This is a genomic window from Algoriphagus sp. (genome assembly GCF_039969895.1).
In the GTDB taxonomy this organism is placed as follows: Bacteria; Bacteroidota; Bacteroidia; order Cytophagales; family Cyclobacteriaceae; genus Algoriphagus.
On record NZ_JBDVMZ010000026.1, the window covers coordinates 43,282 to 65,848 of the forward strand.

Here is a 22,567-nt window from a genome sequence, read left to right on the forward strand (position 1 = left end):
TGAAAAAAGCCGGTCGAGAGACCGGCTTGATATTTACAGAATGGTATTGATATCGAAAGCTTCCAAATAATCCGAAACTCGCTTGACAAATTTTCCGCCAAGAGAGCCATCCACCACTCGATGATCATAGGAGTGGGAGAGGAACATTTTGTGTCTGATCCCAATCACATCGCCCGTTGGGGTTTCGATCACTGCAGGTTTTTTCACAATAGCTCCTACGGCCAAGATTGCAACCTGAGGCTGAGGAATGATGGGAGTACCCATTACATTTCCGAAGGATCCTACATTGGATACAGTGTAAGTGCCACCAGCCAGATGATCTGGAGAAAGTTTGTTGTTTCTGGCAAGATTAGCCAGTTCATTTACTTTTTTGGAAATACCAACCAAGTTGAGTTGATCTGCATTTTTGATCACTGGAACTATCAAGTTTCCACTAGGCAAGGCAACAGCCATTCCCACGTTGATGTCTTTTTTTCTGATGATTCTCTCTCCATCCACTGAGATATTGATCATCGGGAAATCACGAATAGCTTTTGCCACTGCCTCTATAAAGAACGGAGTGTAGGTGATTGACTCTCCAAACTTGGCTTTGTATGCTTCTTTATTTCGCTCGCGCCATAGTACGATGTTCGTCATATCAGCTTCTACGAATGAAGTGACATGCGCAGAAATACGCTTAGATTCCACCATTCGCTGCGCGATCATTTTACGCATGCGATCCATTTCTATGATCTCATCTGATCCAGAAATACTAACTGGAACTTTTGGGGTAGAGATTGAAGGTGCTGGGGTAGCTGCAGCACTGACCACTTCGGATTTCTTAGCGAGGTAGGAAAGCATGTCCTGCTTCGTCACGCGGGAATCTTTTCCGGTACCAGGTATATTGGCTAGTTCGGCTTTAGAAATTCCCTCCTCCTTTGCAATACTGAGCACTAATGGAGAGTAAAAACGATCATCTCCTGAGTCCTCAGACTCTTGCTTTTCGGCTGAACTTAGGATTGCTGCGGTGTTTTCAGGAGCTAAATTTACGAGCTCATCTTTCTCCGTACTAGGAGCTGTTGCTGCGGCAGGCGCGCTACTTTTAGCCTCACCGGCAGTTTCTATAATGGCAATAGGAGCACCGACGGCGATTACATCTCCTTCCTTCGCAAGAATTTCTTTCAAAACACCTGCGTGAGTGGATGGCACTTCAGTATCTACTTTATCTGTAGCTACTTCCAGTACAGATTCATCCTGCTCTATGGTATCACCTATTTTTTTCAGCCAGGTAAGTACTGTGCCTTCTGTGATACTCTCGCCCATTTTGGGCATTAGCATTTCTACAATCGCCATGGTTATGATTTAATGATTTATTGGGTTTATATTCAAGATTTAAAATTAAATTTTATAAAACTCGATCCCAAACCTTTTAATAGAAATTTTATTCGTTATTTCTCTAAAATACAAATTCTTAGCAAATTCAAAACCGCAATTGCAGTCAATTGAATATTCAACATTCGATCCTGCGTGAGTTGAAGTTTTTTAGTTTCTACAAAACCTTCTCCAGCACATGCGATCCAAATCGTGCCTACCGGCTTTTCTTCTGTTCCTCCATTTGGCCCGGCGACTCCACTACTCGCCAATCCAAAATCTGAGTGAAATAAAGCTCGAACTCCAGTGGACATTTCTTTGACAGTCTCTTCACTCACCGCACCAAATTCCTTTAAAGTTTCTGCCTTCACCGCTAGAATACCTTCCTTGAACTCATTTTGGTAAGGGATAACTGCTCCCTGAAAATACGAACTACTGCCCGAAATACTGGTGATCAAGTGAGAAATATACCCGCCTGAACAGCTTTCCGCTAAAGCAACCGTTTTATTAGTTGCTTTCAATAACTTGCCTATAGCTGTCTCAAGTGACTCGGAATCATAGCCATATACGTATTTTTCTATTTTGGGAAGGACCAGATTTATTTGTTGTTGAATGTCATTTTCGATCTGCATCTTGTCCGTCCCAAAGCCTGTCAGGCGAAGTTTCACATGTCCCAAAGAGGGTAAATAGGCCAATCTGATGGTGGAAGGAAGTGCGTTTTCCCAGTCTCTGATCAAATCTGCCAGCCAGCTTTCACCGATTCCCACGGTCTTAATCATTCGGTGAACGATTATTGGAAGAGGAAAAAGTGTAGGAAGTTTGGGTAAGACAAAGTCTGACATGAGCTTTTTCATCTCATGCGGGACGCCAGGCATGGACATCCAGTAGGTTCCGTTCCTCTCAAACCACATTCCTGGTGCCGTTCCTACTTCATTTGGCACATATGTACAGCAAGCTGGTAAGTGACCTTGAAGTATATTCAAGGGGGTCATCTCTCTGCCACGCTTTCGGAAAAATTCTGTCACGGCTTTCACGGCAGCTGGATTTTCCACGATAGGGCAATCAAAGTATTCTGCCATTAAGGGCTTGGTGAGGTCATCCTGAGTAGGGCCGAGTCCGCCCGTGATCAGGACAAGATCAGCTCGGGCCTCAGCGGAGGCAAAAGCCGCAAGTATATCTTTTCTATCATCGCCTACGGTGGTTTTGCGAACTACTTTTACCCCCATCAGATCCAGCTCCTGGCTGATCCAATGGCTATTTGTATCGACTATTTGTCCATAGAGAAGTTCGTCTCCAATGGCTATGATCTCTGCTCTGACTACTTTCATCTGCTTACCTTACTTCTGATTTTCGTAGAATCTTAGTGAAAACTGTGGGAACGAACCGTTTTAAATAAATTCCCATCGTTTCCTTTCCTCCGATATAAACTTCTTCTTTTTTATTCGCTAGTGCTTTGAAAATTTGATTAGCACATTCTTCAGCACTCATTCCATTTTCCTGTGCTTTGTCCATTTCGTTGAGTGGCGTGCCATCCGCAGTTAGGGCATTTTTGGACACATCTGTTTTGATAAAACCAGGGCAAATCATCGTCACCGAGATATTATCCTCAAAATGCTCTAACCTCAGAGATTCAAAAAAGCCGTGTAGTGCATGTTTGGCAGCGGCATAGCTCGAGCGATAGGGGGAACCAAACTTTCCGACTAAAGACGAAATCACTCCAAATTGTCCAGATTTTCTTGTGATGAAATGAGGGAGAAGATGCTTGGTGAGTGCTACGGTTCCAAAGAAATTTACCTCCATCAGTTTGCGATCTACTTCTATCGGAGTTTCTCTGATCAGTGAGCGCTGACTGATCCCGCCATTATGAAGGATGATATCTATTTGTCCAAAGGCTGCAATGGCTTCTTTGGTTTTTTCTTCGAAAGAAGCTTGATCTAGCAAGTCTAATGGAATCACCGTGCAGTTGGCTGGATGAGCGCAGGCAGATTTTACTTTTTCTAATCCTTCCTGATTCCTAGCAGAAAGAATGACCTGATAGCCTTCCTTGACGAATTTATAAACCGAAGCTTCACCGATTCCTGACGATGCACCAGTGATCCAAATTACCTTTTTAGACATGGTCCTTGTGAATTCTTTTGTAAGTAATGTAAGTGAACGCGTAGGGATGACGCTCATCTGCTGGGTGAAATTCCGAGGAGGTGACTCTCCAGTTATCTTTATCAAAAGCTGGGAAATAAGTGTCCCCTGTAGGACTCGCTTCTACTTCAGTGAGCTCTAATTCGTCGGCCATGGATAGTGTTTGCTTATAGATTTCACCGCCGCCTATGATATACAAATGATCGACTTGCTTCTTCTGGCAAAAGATGAATGCTTCCTCTACGCTTTCAAAAACGTGATGACCGGCTGGGACTTGGTAGTTTTTATTTCTGGTGATGACCAAATGGGTGCGGTTGGGTAAAGGCTTTCCAAGAGATTCGAAAGTCTTTCTACCCATCAATATATAATGACCCGAAGTGATGGATTTAAAACGCTTGAAATCGTCTGGCAACCTCCATACCAGGTCATTACCTTGGCCGATTACGCGGTTTGCCGCTACAGCTGCTATTAGTGATATCTTCATGCAAAATGCTTCTTGGCATGAAGATAACAGGCCTTATCCTCTGAAAAAATAAAATGGAACAGAATTCCTCCTGTTCCATTTTATTTGTTTTCTTTTTGAATTGAAGGGTTGATTTACTTCTGACCAGCCTGAGCCATGATGTTTGGATATTCCGCCATGGTAAACGATTTGGCCGCTGAATCATTAATTTCAGTTACTTTCATCTCCATTGTTCCAGAATCAGCAGAGGTGTAGGTAAGCTCCATGAAATTCCCTTTAGGCAAATTGCTAAAGTGATCTGCATATTTTTCTTGGGCTTTTGAAGACATCAACGGGCTGTTGCTGCTCCAGAAGGAGGAATAGCCGCCGATAGGCTCTTCGGTGATCCAATAGTACCCTTCTCCATCTTCATTTTTGACATGATACTCTTCACATTCATATCCTAAGATGTCTTTGGTTTTGCCCGTTTTCTCCAGCGTGAAGTCCATATCTTCGATTTGATCAGCCATCTCCTCGTCTAGCGCTTCGTCCATTCCATCTAAATCCAACTTGTAAGCAAAACTTGACTTTTCCCCTTTGTTATCCAGAAATACGATTGACGCTTCATTCTTTTTGTCAAAAACTAGAGCAGTGATTGCTTTAGGGTTTTTAGGATCGATGAGCTCCATGCCTGTGATGTCTGAGGATTTAGCTAAATATGATTTCATCAGAATTGGATCAGCGACTTTGCCCTTTTCGTCAGTGCTTTTCAATTCGAAAACAATATGTCCGGAAAAGTCATAAGAAGATTCTGTATCGACAGGCTCGCCTAGACCCTTCATGATCTGGTTCATGTCTATTCCGCTTGCAGTCCCGTTTTCACTAGTGCCATACATGTCGGTGAAGAGCTTCTCCAACTGTTTTTGCGTGATTTTAGTCGCTTCTTCTTCCACCTTCTGCTGTATGGCATTCTCTATGCCTCTGTTTGCAGCATTCTGGATTTTCTTGATGAACTGGGCTTCTGCTGAAAATGAAATTGTGATCAGAGAAAGCAATAAAGTGAAACTAATTCGAAGATTTTTCATGAGTTCAATGTTTAAAAATAGTTCTAAAATATAGTCTCAAGTTCCTTAAAATCAGGCTAAAAATGAAATTTATGAATGATTAAAAAATCGAAATTGCTTAGGAGAACTTATATCCCCGTAGCAAATCATCCACCTTCATTCGCTTTTTTCCTTCCAGCTGAAGCTCCAATATCTCTACTATTCCTGCACCGGTTTGGACTTTCAAATAAGTTTTATTGTCAGTTTCTAACTCACCTATAGCTTTTTTGATTTTCTGATTTGGGAAAAAATTGGTTTTGTAGATTTTGCAAATCTTCTCATCAAACTTGGTCCAGGCGGCAGGGTAAGGAGATAGGCCACGAACCAGATTATGAATGGATTCAGCGGAATTATTCCAATTGATTTCCCCTGTTTCTTTAAAAATTTTAGGAGCATGATGAATTGCTTTGGACTCGTCCTGAGGTTGAGCCACTACCTTATCCGCAGCGATATCTTCTACAGTTTTTAGCACGAGCCTCGAGCCTATTTTCATTAATTTTTCATAGATAGTTCCCAGAACATCGTCTTCGAGTATCGCCACTTTTTCCTGATGAATAATGCTCCCGGTATCGATCTCATGCTTTAGGAAAAAGGTCGTCACCCCAGTCTCTTTATCACCATTGATGATCGCCCAGTTGATTGGAGCAGCTCCCCGATAGTTGGGTAAAAGTGATGCATGAAGATTGAATGTGCCCAGCGGCGGCATGTTCCAAACGGCTTCAGGAAGCATTCGGAACGCCACCACGATCTGCAAATCAGCATTGAGTGCGCGAAGTTCTTCTTGGAATTCCGGTGATTTGAGATTGGTTGGCTGGAGAATTTTCAGGCCTAAATTCAGCGCAGCTTCCTTCACCGGTGAAGGAATCAGCTTTTGTCCTCGACCTTTTGGCTTGTCCGGCGCAGTGATCACGCCCACGATATTCCAGCCATTTTCCACCAATACTTCCAAAGCAGGCACTGCAAACTCTGGCGTGCCCATGTAGATAATTCTCAGATTCTTGTTCATCAATCGGTTTGTTTGAGGTTTGAAATTAGGAATTTGAAATTTTCAAACTCAATCGTAAATAAGGTACTTTGTGCGTAGAACTTTATATTTTTCTAAGTCACTTTCCCAGCTTGCAGTGATTTCAGCCTCAGTTTTCCCTTCCATTATCATTTTTTTGAGTTGATCTGTACCGGCTAGGGTATTGAAGAAGTTATTGAAAAATGACTGACCCTTTCCTGATTTCTGGTAAGCGTCCAGGAGATATGCTAAGGTGAATTTATGAGTCATGGATTCATTTCTCAGATCTACCCCGTAGCATTTCTGGTCCTGGTGAGGTGGCGTTTTGGACATGCCGTCAATACTCACTGGGGTGAAGGTGAAATCTCCAAAATTTGGGTCGGGATAGCCATACACCTGAAATGGAAAATGCGTGCCTCGGCCTAGAGAAATGATCGTTCCTTCGAAAAAGCAAGTACTGGGATAAAGTTTGATGGAAAGGTCGTTGGGTAGATTTGGGGAAGGTTTTATGGGTAAGCTGTAGGAATCCTGATGGTCCCAATTTGCCACGGGAATCACTTCTAAATCAGCTTTTATTCCAGCTTTCAGCCATTTTTCTCCATTGATCATTTGTGCCAGTTCACCTACGGTCAGTCCATGTACAATGGGGATGGGATGCATGCCCACAAAGCTTTCATAACCTTCTTTTCGTACTGGTCCTGCGATGTAATTGCCGTTAGGATTTGGTCTGTCAAAAATGAGAACCTTCTTGCCGTTTTCCGCGGCCGCCTCCATCAGGTAATGCATTGTACTGATATAGGTGAAAAAGCGAATGCCTACATCCTGAAGATCAAAAATCAATATATCGAGATCCTGAATTTGCGCTGGCGTAGGTTTTTTGTTGTTGCCATAAAGTGAAATTATAGGTAGGCCAGTTTTGGAGTCCACGGTATTGTCCACTTTTTCGCCAGCATCCGCATTTCCTCTAAATCCATGCTCTGGCACGAATACTTTTTCCACCTGCACACCTCTTGACAAAAGATAATCAACCACATGAGTGTTGTCACTTTGGGGAAGGATGCTGGTTTGATTGGCTACTATCCCAACTTTCTTTCCTTCAAGTAGCTTTAAGTAAAGCTCGGGACGTTCTGCACCTGTCAGTAGGGAGGACTCCTGCGCCCTAGTGGCTAGAGAATTTCCTAGAATTAGAATGGCTATGTTCAAAAAGTAAATAAAGGGCGAAAGTTTCGTTTGCTTCATGCTATTTTGCGGTCTGAATGAACAAATAAAAGCAGTCCTTTGAACCTTTCCTATTTCATCGCCAAAAGAATCAGTTTTAAAAAAGCTGGGGGATTTTCGGCCACCATACACAAAATCGCAGTAGGAAGTCTTGCCTTGGGCTTGGCCGTTTCGCTTGTTTCCTTCATGGTTTTGGGAGGTTTTCAAAGCACGGTGTCGGAGAAAGTCTATGGGTTCACAGGGCATTATCAGGTGCAGCGATTCACTATGAGCAATGCTTTTGAAGAAGCACCCTTTTCCCTAAATTCTGAATTCTATAACACCTACAAAGAACTTCCATTCATCACCAAAGCACAGGCATTCGCTCACAAAGCGGCCTTGATCAAAGGCGAAGATGAAGTGGAAGGCATACTGATGAAGGGTGTGGGGCAGGATTTTGATTCCGCTAGTTTCAAAAAATATGTGATTGAAGGCCGTATGCTTCAGATTCCTGATGAGGGAACTAGCAACGAAGTGATGCTGAGTCAGCATATTGCTAACAAGCTCTTACTAAAAGTAGGGGATAAAATCACGTTGTATTTTGTACAAGATCCCCCACGCTATAGGCGAGTGGAAGTGGTGGGGATTTTTCAAACCTACCTAGAAAACTTCGACGAAAAAATCATCATTGGTGAACTACAGACGATCAGAAATCTGAATGATTGGACCAAAGATCAAATCGGAGGCTTGGAGATTTTCGTGGATGATTTCACCAAAATAGAATCCTATACTCCAAAAATGGAGGAATATATGGACTATGACCTGAAGCTAATTAGCAGCGAAGATAAGTTCGTAGAGATTTTCGATTGGCTGAAACTTCTGGATAACAATGTGTATGTTTTCATAGGATTGATAGCCTTCGTTGCGATCTTCAATATGGGCGCGATACTTTTTATTCTGATCATGGAGCGTACTCAGATGATCGGCCTTCTCAAAGCCCTAGGCTCAACAACTAGTCAAATTCGAAGGATTTTCTTTTGGAATGGAATGAATATCCTGCTGAGAGGTATGATGATCGGGAATGTGCTAGGTTTGGGAATAGGCATGCTACAGGATCAGTTCAAACTCATTCCGTTAGATGCGGCTAGTTACTACATGAGCTATGTGCCTATAGATTGGAATTGGCCAGCTTTTGTACTGATAAATCTGGGAATCGTCGCGCTGACAGCAGCAGTATTGCTGATCCCTGTGATGGTGATCTCGAGAGTAGATCCTATCCGGTCTATACGTTTTGATTGAGTTGATACGGGCTGAAAATGCTTTTAATTTTCATCCAAATCACACCAAAACCTGCTTCTTTGAAAATTCCAGCACTCATTTTTGAAGTTCCTTTGGTGCGATCAGTGAAGATGATAGGTACTTCCACGAGTTTAAATCCAAGTTTCCAGGAGGTAAATTTCATTTCAATCTGGAAAGCATAGCCCACAAATCGAACTTCGTCCAACTTAATCCCAGCGAGTACAGATTTATGATAGCACTTGAATCCCGCTGTGGCATCTTTCACAGGCAGACCAGTGATGAATTTGACATAAACACTGGCAAAGTAAGACATCAAGACTCTTCCCATCGGCCAGTTTACCACGTTCACTCCGGTGATGTATCGGGATCCAATTGCCACATCGAAGCTACCATCTGCACAAGCTTCATAGAGTCGGATCAGATCAGATGGATTATGTGAAAAATCAGCATCCATCTCAAAAATAAAGTCGTAGTCCTTTTTCAAAGCCCATTTGAAACCAGCGATGTAAGCCGTTCCTAAGCCCAGCTTCCCTTTGCGCTCTATCAAGTGAAGCCGGGATGGAAAAGCGATTTGCTGGCTTTTCACCAAGTTTCCCGTTCCGTCTGGACTTCCATCATCAATTACCAAAAGTTCAAAATTTCCTTCCAGATTCATCACCGCATGGATTATCTCTACGATGTTTTCTTTCTCATTGAATGTAGGAATGATGACGAGTTTTCGATGGGTCATATTTTGAATAAAGGCCAAAAGTAACGCTAATGACCGATTTTAGGAGAATTGAGCTTGATAATTTTGGTTAAAGTATAGCTTTGCGGAAAAAAAATAAGGGATGACACCACACATTGCAATAGTCAGTTACTTTTCTACTGGGGCCTACGATACCAATACTGTTGACGAGAACCTCCTCCTCTCTTCCATTCTCGAAAAGCTAGGTATTTCGCATCAAATCGTAGCCTGGTCTGATCCTGCTGTGGATTGGTCGAGCTTTAGCTGTTTGCTCATTAAATCCACCTGGGATTACTTTGATTTTTATGAGGAGTTTAAAAGTTGGATGAAGGCGATGCGTAAGCTTGGCGTTCCCGTGTTGAACAGCTTGGATACGCTGGAGTGGAATTCTTCGAAAAGGTATTTGTTGGAAATAGAGGCTAAGGGATTTCCGGTGATTGCTGGGTTGATTTTGGAAAAAGGAATGGAGGTTTCTACTTCCACGGTTTTAGAAAAAATTACTTCTGAAATTCTAATAGTCAAGCCATTAGTGAGCGGAGGTGCCAAAAACACATTTAAGATAGCCAAGAAGGATTGGGCTAGCAATCAAGTCAAAATCCAGAACCTTGTAAATGAAGAAGCTTACCTGGTTCAGCCCTTTGTCAAAGAAGTGCAGGAAGTGGGAGAGTACTCACTTATTTTTTTCAATGGAAAATTCTCTCATGCTGTTCTCAAGACGCCAGCAACTGAGGATTTCAGAGTGCAGCATTACTTTGGAGGGACGATCCATGCAATTGACCCTACCAGCCAAATGCTTGATTCTTGCCAAAAGTTGGTAGCTAACTTTGGTAAAGATTCCCTGTACGCACGCGTGGATGGCGTTGTCTGTGGTGGTGAATTTTATCTGATGGAATTGGAAATGATAGAGCCTTACTTATTTCTGACTAGTTCCACCGAAGCCTTATCAAACTACGAAAAAGCCATTGCAAGTCGTTTGCTTTAGGAGTTGCAGAATTCCAGTTGTGATTTTGCATAATCACTTCCCTTGTTGGCGGCAGTTTGGATAAGCTGGCACCCTTCCATATTTCCAAGAGAAGCCATGCATAAGCCTTTACGAGCCAATGCTTCCAGGTGATTTGGGTTTTGCTGTAGTACTGCATCGAAATCTTCTAATGCCCACTCCAAGGCTCCTGGTAAAAAATTCACATTCATCAAGGCAAAACCTCGGTTATACCGTCCTACCATGTTGTCTGGTTCACGATTGACATACGAATTAAAAAGAGCGGCACTGCCTAAAGCATCCCCTTGATAGGCAAGGGCTATACCGGTATAAAAATATACCTTAGCATGATCGGGATTTAAATCTGCGGCTAGCCTTAGGAATTCTTCAGCTTTTCTGAATTTTTTGGTCATGATCATCGTGCGACCAAGCAGGTATATGATGTTAAAGTCTTCTGAATCAAGCGTAGCAGCCCTGAGCAGTAGCAATTCTGCTTTTTCGTACTTCTTTTGCTCAAACAATAATTTGCCCAAACCAGCATAGGCCTGGGCATACTGATCGTCAAGCATGATAATTTTTTCATAGTCTTTTTTAGATTTTTCCAGTTCGCCTATTTCCTCATAAGATCGTGCACGGAGGTGGAGTGCTTTGACGTCAGCGACGTGGAAAAAAAGGTACTGATTCAGTTCTGAGATTACAGTTTCATATTTCTGAGCGATAAAAAGTTGCTCAATAGACTGAATACTACTGGAGCAGGAGCTAGCAATAGATATTAATAAGACAATAGTGAATGTACGTAAAAGTCGTTTCATTACTAAAAGAACAAAAAAGTAGGGATTAGGAAAAATAAATCTACTATTATTTTCCTAATCCCTACGAAATTTTCATAAACATCCTTTTCTAATGAGAAAAGGACTTAATCAATTGAATTTTAAAGCACTCCCTTCGTGCTTGGAAGTTGATTGATGTTTCTAGGATCACGCATGACAGCCATTTTAATAGCCCGTGCCAAAGCCTTAAACATCGCTTCGATCTTGTGATGCTCATTTGCACCTTCGGCTTTGATATTCAGGTTGCATTTTGCCGTATCTGAGAAGGACTTGAAGAAATGATAGAACATCTCCGTTGGCATATCGCCTACTTTCTCCCTCTTGAATTCAGCATCCCAAACGATCCAAGGTCTTCCACCAAAATCTATCGCTACCTGCGCCAGGACATCGTCCATGGGTAAAAGAAACCCATAACGGTATATGCCTTTTTTATCACCCAATGCTTTCAAATAAGCCTCTCCCAAAGCTAGCGCAGTGTCCTCGATCGTGTGATGCTCGTCGATATGCAAGTCACCTTTTACTTTGATTTCAAGATCTGTGCTGCCATGCTTGCCTAGTTGCTCCAGCATATGGTCGAAGAAGTGCAATCCAGTTTGAATATCACAGTGCCCATTTCCATCCAGATTTAGCTTGATGAAAATGTCGGTTTCAGATGTTTTTCTGCTTACTTCAGCTGTCCTAGGAGGCATTTGCAAAAACGAATAAATCTCATCCCAATCCCTAGTACTCAATGCGGCTCTATCCGTAGGTTCACCAATGAAGATTGCTTTGGCTCCCAGATTCTCCGCCAACTTTACGTCTGTCATACGATCCCCGATCACGTAGGAATTGGCCAGGTCATATTCCTCAGAGAAGTACTTGGTCAGAAGTCCTGTTTGTGGCTTTCTGGTAGGGGCATTCTCATGCTCAAAAGTCCTGTCCACCAGGATTTCTGAGAAGAAAATATTCTCCTGCTCCAGGGTTTTCAGCATTTTATACTGAGCTGGCCAGAAGGTTTTCTCGGGAAAGGAATCCGTTCCCAAACCATCTTGATTAGTCACCATCACCAATTCATAAGCTGCTTCCTCAGCGATTTTGCGAAGGTTAGAAATTGCTTTTGGCAAAAACTCTAATTTTTCCAAGCTATCTACCTGAAAATCAGTTGGTGGTTCCTTGATGATGGTTCCATCCCGATCTATAAAAAGTACTTTCTTTTTCATGATTTATAGGTTAAAACTTTCAGCGTAGATTTTTTTCAATGCTTGGATAAATGCCTCATTTTCAGGGCGAGTTCCCACGGTAACTCTCAGGCATTCTTCACAAAGCTGTACTTTGGATCTATTCCTGACAATGATTTTCTCTTCGATCAGATCGTCATACACATGGCTGGCATTTGGCATTTTGATCAAAAGGAAATTAGCATGCGTGTCATGTATTTTTTCGATATAATCGAGCTGAGCAAGTTCAGTTCTCAAGTATTCCCGCTCCTGAAGAATATCTGCGATCATCGCATTGACTTTATCTACATTTTTGATAGCAGCCAGCACCGTCTGCTGAGTCAATCCCGAAATGTTGTATGGAGGCTTGATTCGATTCAGAATCTTGATCAGTTCTTTGCTTGCAAAGGCCATCCCCAACCTCAGAGAAGCCAATCCCCACGCTTTGCTGAAGGTCTGCATCACCAGAAGATTCTTATAGTCGGATAGATGTGTGGTGAAGCTTGGTTCATCGCTGAAGTCTATGTAGGCCTCATCTACGACCACCAGTCCATTGAATTCCCGAATTAGCCTCAGGATGTCTTCTCGATGCACCTTGTTGCCACTTGGGTTGTTAGGCGAGCAGATGAAGATAATCTTCGTGTGCTGATCCACAGCCTCCAGAATTAGATCTGGCTGGAGCTGGAAATCCGCAGTGAGCGGAATCTTTCTAGTTTCCACATCATTGATTCCTGCGCTTACTTCATACATTCCATACGTAGGCGGGAGGAGGATGACATTGTCTTTGCCGGGATTGCAAAAAGCTCTGAAAAGCAAGTCTATTGCTTCGTCTGAGCCATTTCCCAGAAAAATTTGGGAAGTTTTTACTTGCTTTATTTTAGCTATTTCAGCTTTGAGTTCTAACTGATAAGGATCTGGATAGCGATTGAAATCCTCGTCAGTGACAGAACCGTAGGGGTTTTCATTGGCATCCAGAAATATGCCCTCCTTGCCGGTATATTCATCGCGTGCGGATGTGTAAGGCTGGAGATTCACTAGATGTGGGCGAAGTAGCGGAGTTAGGTCAAACTTCATTTTTTTTGTTTTTTGAGGTAATTGAGTCGGATAGTAACTGCGTTTTTGTGCGCATCGAGCAACTCATTTTCAGCCATGATTTCTATCGTAGGGCCTAGATTTTTAAGGCCTTCAGAAGAGATTTTTTGATAGGTGATTTTTTTCAAAAAGCTATCAAGAGACACGCCACTGTAATTTCTGGCGTAGCCGTAGGTAGGCAAGGTGTGATTGGTACCAGAGGCATAATCGCCCGCTGACTCAGGGGTGAAGTTGCCAATGAAAACTGATCCGGCATTAGTAATGGCGTTGACCGCTGCGTCTTCGTCTCTCACATTGATAATTAGGTGTTCCGGCGCGTAGAAATTGATCAGCTCTATTGCCTCTTCCGGATCTTCCATGATCACCGCTTTGGAGTTGGCCAAAGCTTTCTTAGCGATATCTTTTCTAGGAAGTTCTTCCAGTTGCTGGTCAATTTCATTGATTACCTGCTTCACAAATTTCTCTGAATCACTGACCAAGATAACCTGACTGTCCACACCATGTTCGGCCTGAGAAAGTAAATCCGCCGCTACAAAAGCAGCGTTGGCAGAGTCATCCGCATAGACTAACACTTCAGAAGGACCAGCGGGCATATCTATCGCCACGCCGTATTTGGTAGCTGTTTGCTTGGCCGCGGTCACAAATTGATTTCCAGGACCAAAGATTTTGTCCACCTTGGGTACGCTTGCTGTCCCAAAAGTCATGGCCGCAATAGCCTGCGCCCCGCCCGCTTTCACGATTTTGGTAATACCGACCAAACTAGCGGTATAAAGTATTGCAGGATGGATTTTTCCTTCTTTATTGGGAGGGGAGCAAAGCACGATCTCCTTGCATCCTGCCAATACAGCAGGAATTCCAAGCATTAGCACTGTACTGAAAAGTGGAGCCGTTCCACCAGGAATGTACAGGCCTACCTTTTGAATTGGGACACTTTTCCTGCTGCATACCACACCAGGCATTACTTCCTCTATCAATTCAGGGGTAGTTTGCGCGATATGGAAACGCTCAATGTTGGCTTTAGCTATATGGATCGCTTCTTTCAATTCCTGAGAAACTGAAGCTGCGGCTGATTGAATTTCTTCTTCCGTTGGAAAAAGCGATGTCAACTCTACGTGATCGTATTCCATCGCAAATTTGAAAAGGGCTTTATCGCCATTTCTTTTCACCTTTCGAAGGATAGGCTTCACGATCTTATTGATTTGTTTGGTTTTGAATGTCGGCCGGGCCAACTTCTTTTCCCAAGTTTCCTTTTTAGGATTATCTAGGATTTTCATCAGAGTTCTATTCTAGGTGGGTTCAACTAGCTTGTGAGAGGATTACAATATCATCTTTTCGATAGGCACTACTAAAATGCCTTCTGCTCCAGCTGCTCTGAGTTCTTCTATGTTTTCCCAGAAAGTATCCTCGTTCAAGACAGAGTGGACGGAGGACCAGCCTTTCTGTGCAAGTGGCAATATGGTAGGGCTTCGCATGCCAGGGATCAGGCTAGTGATTCTTTCTATAGATTCGTTGGGAGCATTGAGGAGGACATATTTGCTGCTTTTACCTTGCTGCACGGCATTGATTCTGAAAAGCAGTTTTTCTGCGATTTCTTTTTTCCAGTCTGGAAGTTCATTATTAGCGATCAAAACTGCCTCGGATTTGAAGATTTCTTCGACTTCCTTAAGTCCATTCATCATCAGTGTGGAGCCGGAGCTTACGATATCGCAGATTCCTTCTGCCAAACCTATACTAGGCGCAATCTCCACAGATCCAGAAATTTCATGGATATCTGCATTGATATGTTGACTTTTCAGGTAATCTCCGAGGATTTTCGGGTAGGAGGTAGCGATGCTTTTTCCTTCAAAAAACTGAACCCCATCGTAGGCTTGGCCTTTGGCAACGGCCAAGGATAAGCGGCATTTGGAGAATCCCAGAGCTTTCAATGTGGTGACATCTTTGTCTTTCTCTACCACCTCATTTTGGCCGACAATTCCGAGATCAGCGACTCCATCGGCCACATATCCCGGAATATCATCATCGCGGAGAAACAAAAACTCTATTGGGAAATTGGTGGAAGTGGATTTGAGTTTACCCGTTCCATTATAAAATTTGATGCCACATTCTTTGATGAGGCTGAGTGAATCGTCAGATAGTCTGCCGCTTTTTTGCACGGCAATACGTATAATTTTTTCCATGATCGTAAGTTACGCTAAGAAGTAAAATGTAAATGAAATTGTTGGCAAAAAGCGGAATCCCTATCATCGGCTTCACCGGGTATGTGCAACTATTCCTCAGGAGGAATGATGGAAATGGTGCACCAAGTTGCCTTGCTGTGCAGTTGCTAAAAAGTCAATATTTCTATTGGTGTTTTCCATTGTCGTTGGCAAAGATAGAAGGTGAGAAAGAATATGCAAATTGAGGGTTAAATTTTTAAGTATTAACTTTTTTAACCACAGAGATGCTCAGAGTTTTACGCAAAGAGCGCGGGTTTCTATTCTATTGATGCCATTCATGAGATATGTATTTGGCGTAGCTCTTAGTTTATGTTTGTTCATTTATTCATACCTGTCTCACATTAGACAGGCTTGGACAGTATTTGCATTGATGACTGGAAACTGGGACTGACAACTGCCAATGCTTATTTGAAACTTATTTAAACATCTTTTCCAAATCGCCCATATTTCCATCTAATGCCTTGCTGATGGCTTGATTCCATATCGCTTGCTTAGTGGTGTTTATCCCATTATTAGTATCGTCATCGTACGCTTCTTGAAACCTGTTCATTTCTCGATAGGCGTCCAAATAGATGTCGTTGAGGGTTGCTTCGAAAAGTCTAGGCTCCAATTCTACAGTTTTCAATCGCTCAATCATTCGATCCGCTGCAATCCTCGTGAGGTCAAAATGCCTTTGCTCATGGTTGCTGGCATAATCATCAGCTTTTTTTACCCACGATTGATCTGGGATCATATAGACTTTGATATCAATGGTTTGTACTATTTCTCCATTTTGCACAGAGGCATTTCCCTGAATGGACATGCTGCTGTAGATAGTAGCATTGTAGGTACTCGTGCGATCTGGGTTATCTGTAAAGTCTTCCCAGGTGAGCGGTCTGTCGCGATCATAGAAAACGGTGTCTTTTGAGCTTGGGCGTATGGGGTCGAGGATCTGTAATTTGACTTTTTTTGTTAGAGATCTATTGCTGAGATATTGGCTATTGAGCCAACTATCGAAGAATTCCCAGCTATTTTCAAAGAGATTTTGAATAGAGATTTCTACATTTTGCTGTTGAGTTGCTGGTCGCCCATAGGTTGCTTTTCCATTAAAATCCACCAGATGTACTGGCTCATTTTGTCCCAACAGGAATAAACCCAAACTTAGCTGTACTTCTCCTTTGTAGCCTTTTTGTGCTACCTGGTAGATTTCCTTCATATCAAGGTTGTAAATTTTTACCTCAAAGCTATAAGAGGGTTGAGCACTAGAAGTGCTACGGGATTGATAGAATGAAAGTGCCTGCTGAGGAAGTTTTTGATTGTAGCTGGCAGAACGCTTGGTTCGGTCGGCATCATAAATCTGACCTATCGCCTGCTGTACTCGAGCGTCTTTTACTATTTTGTAAGTGTAATCACGGATTTCCGTTGCTTTTTTACTTGGGTTCAGTTTCAAAATCACCTCTTGCCCAGACACAGTGGAAGCATACAGGAGAAAAGTTGAGAAAAGGAAAATCCATAGTTTCATGAGGTGAAAAACGATGAAGTATTCAAAAAGTTAATTTGTATCCTCAGCGATAGCTGGTGAAAGCATAAAAAAAGCGCAGCTTTTGGCTACGCTTTCAAAGAATCACGTTTGCTAGGCTAAAATAACTGCGGAGCAAAAATAACCAAGTAGTCCCTCCAATTTGCCCAAGTATGACCTCCTTCACTTTCATGGTACTCGTGGTCAAAGTTTGTTTTGTCTAAAACCGCTAGCAATCTTTTGTTTGAAGACATGAGAAAATCGTCTTTTCCGCATCCCACCCAATAAGTATCCACACCACTATTTTTCAAGGTAGTAAACTTTTTCTCAAGCTCTACCATGTCGGCATTCGCATCAAAAATCCCAGAGCTAAACACGCCGATGTAGCCAAAGGTCCCTGGGTATTCGAGGGAAGCGGTGATGGTATGAGCTCCACCCATGGATAATCCGGCTAGAGCACGACCTTCTTTGTTAGCCTGCACTCTATAGTTTTTTTCGATGTACGGGATCACATCTTCCACCAGACTCTTTTCGAATTTCCCTTGAAACTGTGCTCGGCTTTCCCGCGTCATTGCTCCTATGCCAGGTATATCCTGAAGCGTACTGCTTTGCCAGGCATTGCCATTGGTCATGACCACCAGCATAGGTTTTGCTTTACCCTCGGCAATGAGGTTATCCAAGATATAATTGGCTCGGCCAAGCGCGCTCCAGGCATCCTCGTCGCCCCCAGATCCATGCAATAAATAAAGCACGGGATAGGAGTCCGTCCCCGCTTCATAGCCAGGAGGTGTGTACACGTACATTCTTCTGTTCATATTCAGGGAAGGAGATGGATACCAAACTTTGGAAATATTACCATGCGGCGTATCGTTCATTTCGAATACTTTGGCCTGATCACCAGGAACCATCAGTAGGCTAGCGTAGCGAACCCCATCTCTTAGCGCGTGAGCATTGGCAGGATCGATGGCCGTGACGCCATCTATGAGGAAGTTGTAGTGATACATATTCGAGGCTAACGGCTCAGTGGACGCAGACCAAACGCCTTGATCGTCTTTCTGTAAAGTCAGTGATTCTCCATAATTCAGCCAGCTACCATTTACAGCGATGGATTCTGCGTTAGGTGAGAATACCCGAAAAGTAACTGAGTTGTCAGCAGAGATTTCTGGAGAGATTACCGTGGGCGCTTGCATGGCACTTCGCTCTTGTGCTTTTGCGATAGTTACGAATGCTATCAGTGACAAGGCCAATAGTCTTGATTTTAGGTTTGAAAGATTCATAGAAAAGGGTTTGATTGCTTGAAAAGCTACTAGGTTATAGATCAATTGGTAAGTCAGCGTTCTTTATTGTGTCCTGATGACAATTACAGTAAAAATGAAGGGGATTCCAAAGATAGGTTTGGTGGAAGGGGCTGATTTTCTATTTTAAAAGAGATGGTTTATGTATTGCCAACTTATTTTCCCTACATGTGATCTTCAAAATGATTCTTTTCGGACGTAGTATGTACGGATCTGTACAGAAAGTATTCAGGCCTCATTGGCATTGATTTTTTCCTGATAATTTTTCTGAAATAAAACCTGTAGCACCGATAGAAATTGGCGCAGTGATTGAAAGTTCGTCTCAAAACTAAAAACTGTTCGGTTACAATACATTCAGCAAAGCAGGTGGTCAGTATTTGTACAGGTTTGCGTGATTATTTAGCGTTTTTTTAGACTTGGGAAAATGTGCCTTTGGTAAAAATTGGCCCGGATATAAAATTTTACAATTTGGTAACTAAGGTGATTTTTGAGTTGGTATGCGCTTGGCAACAGACAAAACACAACATACCTAAACCAACAAGTCATGAAAACTTTATTCACAGTAGCATTAGCCAGCGCATTATCATTCAGTTCATTAGTAGCCAGCGCCAGCGAAGATTTGAAAGCACTTTCGGCAGTAAGTGCAAAACATAAGAAGATCAATGTCACGCTCAACGAGGGACTTGGCAAAGCAAGAATTTCGATTTTGGACGAGAATGGCAAACACCTAAAAAGCACGAATGTGCAGGTAAAAGGTGAGAACCTGATGGTACCTTTCAATATGCAAAGCCTTCCAGCCGGGGATTATCAGGTCAAAATCGCAACAGAACAGGAGGAAGTTACTTACGAGGTAGTTACGACGGATTTTTCAGCGCCATTGACTTCCGCTCCATTGATGGCTTACACTACCACAGTAGATGAAAATACCGTGAGTCTATTGGTAGTAGGATTAGAAAAGCCAGGCGTGGAAGTAGAGGTGTTTTGGAAAGAATCTAACCAACTGCTCTACAGAGATCAAATCGACGAAGTGGGCGGTTTTAGGAAGGCTTATTCCTTTGGAAAAAAGGAGTTAAAGGATCTCTATTTCAAAGTCAGTGATGCCCAAGGAAGAACAAAGACCCTCTATTTATAAATATGCCACTTCGCATTCAGAGCCTTGATTTTCGGATCAGGGCTTTTTTGTGGAGAAGTGACAGGGTGATTTCGTAGAAATGTTTGGACCTCAGTTCTTTTGTATCAAAAAAACTGGCGACTTCTTACTCTTTACCATCCAATAAGCCACTATCATGTTTGGAACCCAGCAAAGCCATGCGACTATTTGGTAGGCCGGAATGAATTCGCCTTGATGAAGAATAATCAGGATAGGCAGCCAAATTCTAAGTGTAACAGCTGCAAAACATGCCGCATAACTGAAAATCATCCAGTCTTCGTGAGCCTCGAAATTATGTTTTTTTGCAGTGAACCAACCCATCATGGTGGTGAATAACCAACTAATTCCCAAGGATAGGAAGCCGAGCATACTGACTATGCCTCCCGTGGCATAAAAGCCAATGTAGATTCCGGCCAGGCTACTAAAGAATGCGGCCGTGACGTATGCCATGCCGATTTTCTTGTGAAGCTTCCTGTTTCTTTCTCGAAATCCTTTCGGAAATTGTGTCCAACCTATAAGCAGTGCAATGCCTCCAAGGATGATGTGCGTGTAGAATCCCGCATTCCAGAGATTCGCATTGAGAAGTTCATCGGACTTGGATTGCAGCAGGCCGAACCTTCGGTCAATCAAAAAATAGATCGCTGGATAAAGTCCAATGATGGAACACAAAATCCCAAACACCCACCAACTGATCCTCTTAATAGCACGAGTCATAATCCTGTCTATGTGAAAACCTAAACTATAATTTGCCTTCTGTAAAGGCTTTCGGGTGCTCTTTAAAGAATTCCCTGCAACCTCAGATGCTGAATTAGCATAATCGTTTTGGCGTCTTTGATTTCGCCAGTTCTGAGCATCTCTAGTACTTCTTCAAAAGGCAACTCCAATACTTCTATATTTTCCTCCTCATGATCCACTCCACCACCCTCGCTGACTTTCATGTCATGGGAGTAAGCTGCGATAAAGAAATACAGAATCTCAGTCACTGAACCTGGAGACATGTAGGCTTCAAAAACCTTTTTTACGTGTTGTATCAAATAGCCAGTCTCCTCCTCTGTTTCTCTTCGAATGCAATCCTCCGCATTATCCTGATCCAGAAGTCCAGCGCATGCTTCGATCATCATACCAGTTTCATTGCCGTTGGTATAGGTAGGAAGGCGAAATTGCCGCGTGAGAATCACTGATTTTTTTTCCTGATTGTACAAAAGAATAGTAGCTCCATTGCCTCTATCATAGGCCTCCCGGGTTTGGCTGACGACCTCTCCGTTTTTCTTTTTGTATTCAAAAGAAATTTTGCGAAGCGTGTACCAATTGTCTGACAGGACTTCTGTTTTGGTGATTTTTACGTCTTTGATCATATGATTGAAAAGAATTGGAAATTAGCTTAGCACTTTTTTCATCAGATCTTCGCTGATAAAAAGTGCTTTTGCGCAAAGTAGAATGTATGAAGTTCGCTCAAAAGGAGCTAAGGAATCGTGACTTTTTTGATGATTGCTGATTATCTCTTGGCAGATCGTGAGGATACAAAATGCGGAGAGGGAAAGTTGACTGCAAATAGAAACTGCCTACCTAACTCTGCCTTCAGCGTGATCTACCATTTTTCCATCCAGTGTCATGTATTCACCCATGCAATCGGCCGTCATGCAGGAATGCACAGGTAGAATGCCCAACAGATCGCCAACTTTTACTTTAGCCAGTAATTCTTCCGAAGCTTTTATAATGCCATGCTCTTGAGAAATGCTTTTTAAGAAGGATTTTTCTACAGGGATTGTCCAACCATTATCATTAAGGTAAACTACCTCACCGAAGTTTTTTAAGCCATTTTCTCCGACCAGAACGTCTTTTGCCAGGTGGACACCGCCGCCATGAATTAGAATTTCCTTTCGATCTTTTTTGATATCCACTACAGGCACAGCTAGACAAACTGCGATATCCTCTCGGTCACACCCGCCAAGTTCAGCTTGCATCAAATCATAGAAAACAAAATTCCCAGGCCCCATCTCATCAATATCGCCAAAGTCTTCCATCACGGCGCAGCCCGGTGTATCTCCCGTTCTTGTGACCAAATTCGGGTATTCAGAAATGTACTTATGCTTTAGCATGCTGAGGGCATTTCGCGTTTGCTCATAAAGCGCCGGGATATCCGGCATATAGTAGGAGTGACCCGCATGCAGATAAAAGCCTTTGAAGTTAAGTTTGTCGCACTTTTTTGCGATCAGCAAAATCTCCTCGATCAAGCCAAAATCTGATACTTCCACACCAGTTCTTCCATAACCCGCATCGATTTCTATGAAAAACCCTACCGGATGCTCCAATTGGTCAGCAAGCATTTGGGTAGTTTCAGCATTGATCAACTGAACAGAAATAGACTGTCGCTCCGCTATAGTATTGAGTTTGGGGATTTCGAGTGGATTGAAAGGAAAAGCGATATGTATATTGACCCAGCCTTGGCCAGCGAGATATTCTGCCATTTTGATGGAAGAAGCAGTCACTTCTGTGATGTTATATTCCTTGGCCCAGTCGCCAATTTGGTGAGATTGAGCAGTTTTGAAATGAGGAACCAGCTTCATGTGGTGGCGGGCGGCCTTGTCAGCCATACGTTTGATGTTTGCGCGGCAGATTTTTTCGTCGAGTAAAAGTGTAGGGGAGGTTATCTGATCTAGGTAGCTCATGAGTAGGGTTTGAGTTATTTAAAATTTTTATGAAAGTAAGAAAGATTTACGAAGTGAGAAATACGATTTACGAGATTCCCGAGGAGTTGAATGGGTTTGGTTTTGCTCGCGGCGGCGCAGCGGCGCAACGAGAATAGACATTAGTGAAAACCTCAAAGTTTATATTTAAGAAATTCGAGTTACGATTTACAAGATTCCCGAGTAGGTGAGGTATGGTTTTAAACTCCTTCATTTTTTAGGCAATAGAGATTAGAAAATTGCGCCTTTGCGCCGTTGCGGGAGGTATGACCTTAGAGAAATTCTCACCGCAATGCAGGTAACACCACCAATTCTATTAATTTTGTCACCCAACAAAAACGGTCAAAATTGGCCGAAATAGCATTCT

Annotated in this window: 21 protein-coding genes; 3 read left to right on the plus strand and 18 right to left on the minus strand. The window is 42.7% G+C overall.

Annotated features, from left to right (window positions below):
• Positions 1–33: 33 nt before the first annotated feature.
• From ABJH64_RS18455 to ABJH64_RS18485, 7 genes are all read right to left on the minus strand, one after another.
• On the minus strand, positions 34–1,332 hold the full coding sequence (locus ABJH64_RS18455; RefSeq protein ID WP_348276359.1) for a dihydrolipoamide acetyltransferase family protein: 1,299 nt from the start codon (positions 1,330–1,332) through the stop codon (positions 34–36).
• 95 nt (positions 1,333–1,427) lie between these two features.
• Complete coding sequence (locus ABJH64_RS18460) at positions 1,428–2,678, minus strand: competence/damage-inducible protein A (protein WP_348276358.1); 1,251 nt, start codon at positions 2,676–2,678, stop codon at positions 1,428–1,430.
• A gap of 4 nt (positions 2,679–2,682) precedes the next feature.
• Positions 2,683–3,468, minus strand: a complete 786-nt coding sequence (locus ABJH64_RS18465; protein ID WP_348276357.1) for an SDR family oxidoreductase — start codon at positions 3,466–3,468, stop codon at positions 2,683–2,685.
• Entirely contained in the window at positions 3,461–3,970 is a 510-nt protein-coding gene (locus tag ABJH64_RS18470; RefSeq protein ID WP_348276356.1) for a dihydrofolate reductase, read from the minus strand. The genes ABJH64_RS18465 and ABJH64_RS18470 overlap by 8 nt, the downstream gene beginning before the upstream one ends.
• Positions 3,971–4,083: 113 nt before the next feature.
• Entirely contained in the window at positions 4,084–5,013 is a 930-nt protein-coding gene (locus ABJH64_RS18475; protein WP_348276355.1) for a DUF4412 domain-containing protein, read from the minus strand.
• A 97-nt stretch (positions 5,014–5,110) separates the two neighbouring features.
• Positions 5,111–6,037: a methionyl-tRNA formyltransferase gene (gene fmt / locus ABJH64_RS18480; RefSeq protein ID WP_348299218.1), complete on the minus strand. Its 927-nt coding sequence runs from the start codon at positions 6,035–6,037 to the stop codon at positions 5,111–5,113.
• Between the two features lie 48 nt (positions 6,038–6,085).
• The gene (locus ABJH64_RS18485) at positions 6,086–7,273 is read right to left on the minus strand and encodes a DUF1343 domain-containing protein (protein WP_348299219.1); all 1,188 of its coding nucleotides are present in this window, start codon (positions 7,271–7,273) and stop codon (positions 6,086–6,088) included.
• Positions 7,274–7,312: 39 nt separating this feature from the next.
• On the opposite strand from ABJH64_RS18485, the gene ABJH64_RS18490 reads away from it, so the two are divergent.
• Positions 7,313–8,530 (plus strand): FtsX-like permease family protein, encoded by a 1,218-nt coding sequence (locus ABJH64_RS18490; protein WP_348274089.1) that lies wholly within the window; start codon positions 7,313–7,315, stop codon positions 8,528–8,530.
• Here ABJH64_RS18490 and ABJH64_RS18495 read toward each other — a convergent pair.
• Complete coding sequence (locus tag ABJH64_RS18495) at positions 8,514–9,260, minus strand: polyprenol monophosphomannose synthase (protein WP_348274088.1); 747 nt, start codon at positions 9,258–9,260, stop codon at positions 8,514–8,516. The two genes, ABJH64_RS18490 and ABJH64_RS18495, sit on opposite strands and share 17 nt — an antisense overlap.
• A 100-nt stretch (positions 9,261–9,360) precedes the next feature.
• On the opposite strand from ABJH64_RS18495, the gene ABJH64_RS18500 reads away from it, so the two are divergent.
• Complete coding sequence (locus ABJH64_RS18500; RefSeq protein WP_348274087.1) at positions 9,361–10,239, plus strand: glutathione synthetase; 879 nt, start codon at positions 9,361–9,363, stop codon at positions 10,237–10,239.
• Here ABJH64_RS18500 and ABJH64_RS18505 read toward each other — a convergent pair.
• The 7 genes from ABJH64_RS18505 to ABJH64_RS18535 all read right to left on the minus strand — a co-directional run bounded on the left by ABJH64_RS18505 (position 10,236) and on the right by ABJH64_RS18535 (position 18,345).
• Positions 10,236–11,048, minus strand: a complete 813-nt coding sequence (locus tag ABJH64_RS18505; protein ID WP_348274086.1) for a tetratricopeptide repeat protein — start codon at positions 11,046–11,048, stop codon at positions 10,236–10,238. The genes ABJH64_RS18500 and ABJH64_RS18505 overlap by 4 nt on opposite strands.
• 119 nt (positions 11,049–11,167) lie before the next feature.
• Positions 11,168–12,265 carry a bifunctional histidinol-phosphatase/imidazoleglycerol-phosphate dehydratase HisB gene (hisB, locus tag ABJH64_RS18510; protein WP_348274085.1) on the minus strand — a complete coding sequence of 366 codons (1,098 nt, stop codon included), beginning with the start codon at positions 12,263–12,265 and terminating at the stop codon, positions 11,168–11,170.
• 3 nt (positions 12,266–12,268) lie between these two features.
• On the minus strand, positions 12,269–13,336 hold the full coding sequence (gene hisC / locus ABJH64_RS18515) for a histidinol-phosphate transaminase (protein ID WP_348299556.1): 1,068 nt from the start codon (positions 13,334–13,336) through the stop codon (positions 12,269–12,271).
• The gene (hisD, locus tag ABJH64_RS18520; RefSeq protein WP_348274083.1) at positions 13,333–14,628 is read right to left on the minus strand and encodes a histidinol dehydrogenase; all 1,296 of its coding nucleotides are present in this window, start codon (positions 14,626–14,628) and stop codon (positions 13,333–13,335) included. Before hisD ends, hisC begins: the two co-directional genes overlap by 4 nt.
• Before the next feature lie 42 nt (positions 14,629–14,670).
• Entirely contained in the window at positions 14,671–15,531 is an 861-nt protein-coding gene (hisG, locus tag ABJH64_RS18525) for an ATP phosphoribosyltransferase (RefSeq protein ID WP_348274082.1), read from the minus strand.
• A 454-nt stretch (positions 15,532–15,985) separates the two neighbouring features.
• Positions 15,986–17,071: a hypothetical protein gene (locus tag ABJH64_RS18530; protein WP_348274081.1), complete on the minus strand. Its 1,086-nt coding sequence runs from the start codon at positions 17,069–17,071 to the stop codon at positions 15,986–15,988.
• Positions 17,072–17,187: 116 nt separating this feature from the next.
• On the minus strand, positions 17,188–18,345 hold the full coding sequence (locus ABJH64_RS18535) for an alpha/beta hydrolase-fold protein (RefSeq protein WP_348299555.1): 1,158 nt from the start codon (positions 18,343–18,345) through the stop codon (positions 17,188–17,190).
• A gap of 562 nt (positions 18,346–18,907) precedes the next feature.
• On the opposite strand from ABJH64_RS18535, the gene ABJH64_RS18540 reads away from it, so the two are divergent.
• Complete coding sequence (locus ABJH64_RS18540; protein ID WP_348275953.1) at positions 18,908–19,495, plus strand: hypothetical protein; 588 nt, start codon at positions 18,908–18,910, stop codon at positions 19,493–19,495.
• A gap of 90 nt (positions 19,496–19,585) precedes the next feature.
• Here ABJH64_RS18540 and ABJH64_RS18545 read toward each other — a convergent pair whose 3' ends face one another.
• The 3 genes from ABJH64_RS18545 to ABJH64_RS18555 form a co-directional block, all read right to left on the minus strand.
• Positions 19,586–20,227, minus strand: a complete 642-nt coding sequence (locus ABJH64_RS18545) for a DUF2306 domain-containing protein (protein ID WP_348275954.1) — start codon at positions 20,225–20,227, stop codon at positions 19,586–19,588.
• 62 nt (positions 20,228–20,289) lie between these two features.
• Positions 20,290–20,868: a GDP-mannose pyrophosphatase NudK gene (gene nudK, locus ABJH64_RS18550; protein WP_348275955.1), complete on the minus strand. Its 579-nt coding sequence runs from the start codon at positions 20,866–20,868 to the stop codon at positions 20,290–20,292.
• 207 nt (positions 20,869–21,075) lie between these two features.
• Positions 21,076–22,182: an alanine racemase gene (locus ABJH64_RS18555; protein WP_348275956.1), complete on the minus strand. Its 1,107-nt coding sequence runs from the start codon at positions 22,180–22,182 to the stop codon at positions 21,076–21,078.
• Positions 22,183–22,567 lie beyond the last annotated feature (385 nt).

Coding starts and splice junctions, on each gene's coding strand:
- ABJH64_RS18455 (WP_348276359.1), bottom strand. CDS start 1,332: ATGGCGATTGTAGAAATGCTAATGCCCAAAATGGGCGAGAGTATCACA.
- ABJH64_RS18460 (WP_348276358.1), bottom strand. CDS start 2,678: ATGAAAGTAGTCAGAGCAGAGATCATAGCCATTGGAGACGAACTTCTC.
- ABJH64_RS18465 (WP_348276357.1), bottom strand. CDS start 3,468: ATGTCTAAAAAGGTAATTTGGATCACTGGTGCATCGTCAGGAATCGGT.
- ABJH64_RS18470 (WP_348276356.1), bottom strand. CDS start 3,970: ATGAAGATATCACTAATAGCAGCTGTAGCGGCAAACCGCGTAATCGGC.
- ABJH64_RS18475 (WP_348276355.1), bottom strand. CDS start 5,013: ATGAAAAATCTTCGAATTAGTTTCACTTTATTGCTTTCTCTGATCACA.
- fmt (WP_348299218.1), bottom strand. CDS start 6,037: ATGAACAAGAATCTGAGAATTATCTACATGGGCACGCCAGAGTTTGCA.
- ABJH64_RS18485 (WP_348299219.1), bottom strand. CDS start 7,273: ATGAAGCAAACGAAACTTTCGCCCTTTATTTACTTTTTGAACATAGCC.
- ABJH64_RS18495 (WP_348274088.1), bottom strand. CDS start 9,260: ATGACCCATCGAAAACTCGTCATCATTCCTACATTCAATGAGAAAGAA.
- ABJH64_RS18500 (WP_348274087.1), top strand. CDS start 9,361: ATGACACCACACATTGCAATAGTCAGTTACTTTTCTACTGGGGCCTAC.
- ABJH64_RS18505 (WP_348274086.1), bottom strand. CDS start 11,048: ATGAAACGACTTTTACGTACATTCACTATTGTCTTATTAATATCTATT.
- hisB (WP_348274085.1), bottom strand. CDS start 12,265: ATGAAAAAGAAAGTACTTTTTATAGATCGGGATGGAACCATCATCAAG.
- hisC (WP_348299556.1), bottom strand. CDS start 13,336: ATGAAGTTTGACCTAACTCCGCTACTTCGCCCACATCTAGTGAATCTC.
- hisD (WP_348274083.1), bottom strand. CDS start 14,628: ATGAAAATCCTAGATAATCCTAAAAAGGAAACTTGGGAAAAGAAGTTG.
- hisG (WP_348274082.1), bottom strand. CDS start 15,531: ATGGAAAAAATTATACGTATTGCCGTGCAAAAAAGCGGCAGACTATCT.
- ABJH64_RS18530 (WP_348274081.1), bottom strand. CDS start 17,071: ATGAAACTATGGATTTTCCTTTTCTCAACTTTTCTCCTGTATGCTTCC.
- ABJH64_RS18535 (WP_348299555.1), bottom strand. CDS start 18,345: ATGAATCTTTCAAACCTAAAATCAAGACTATTGGCCTTGTCACTGATA.
- ABJH64_RS18540 (WP_348275953.1), top strand. CDS start 18,908: ATGAAAACTTTATTCACAGTAGCATTAGCCAGCGCATTATCATTCAGT.
- ABJH64_RS18545 (WP_348275954.1), bottom strand. CDS start 20,227: ATGACTCGTGCTATTAAGAGGATCAGTTGGTGGGTGTTTGGGATTTTG.
- nudK (WP_348275955.1), bottom strand. CDS start 20,868: ATGATCAAAGACGTAAAAATCACCAAAACAGAAGTCCTGTCAGACAAT.
- ABJH64_RS18555 (WP_348275956.1), bottom strand. CDS start 22,182: ATGAGCTACCTAGATCAGATAACCTCCCCTACACTTTTACTCGACGAA.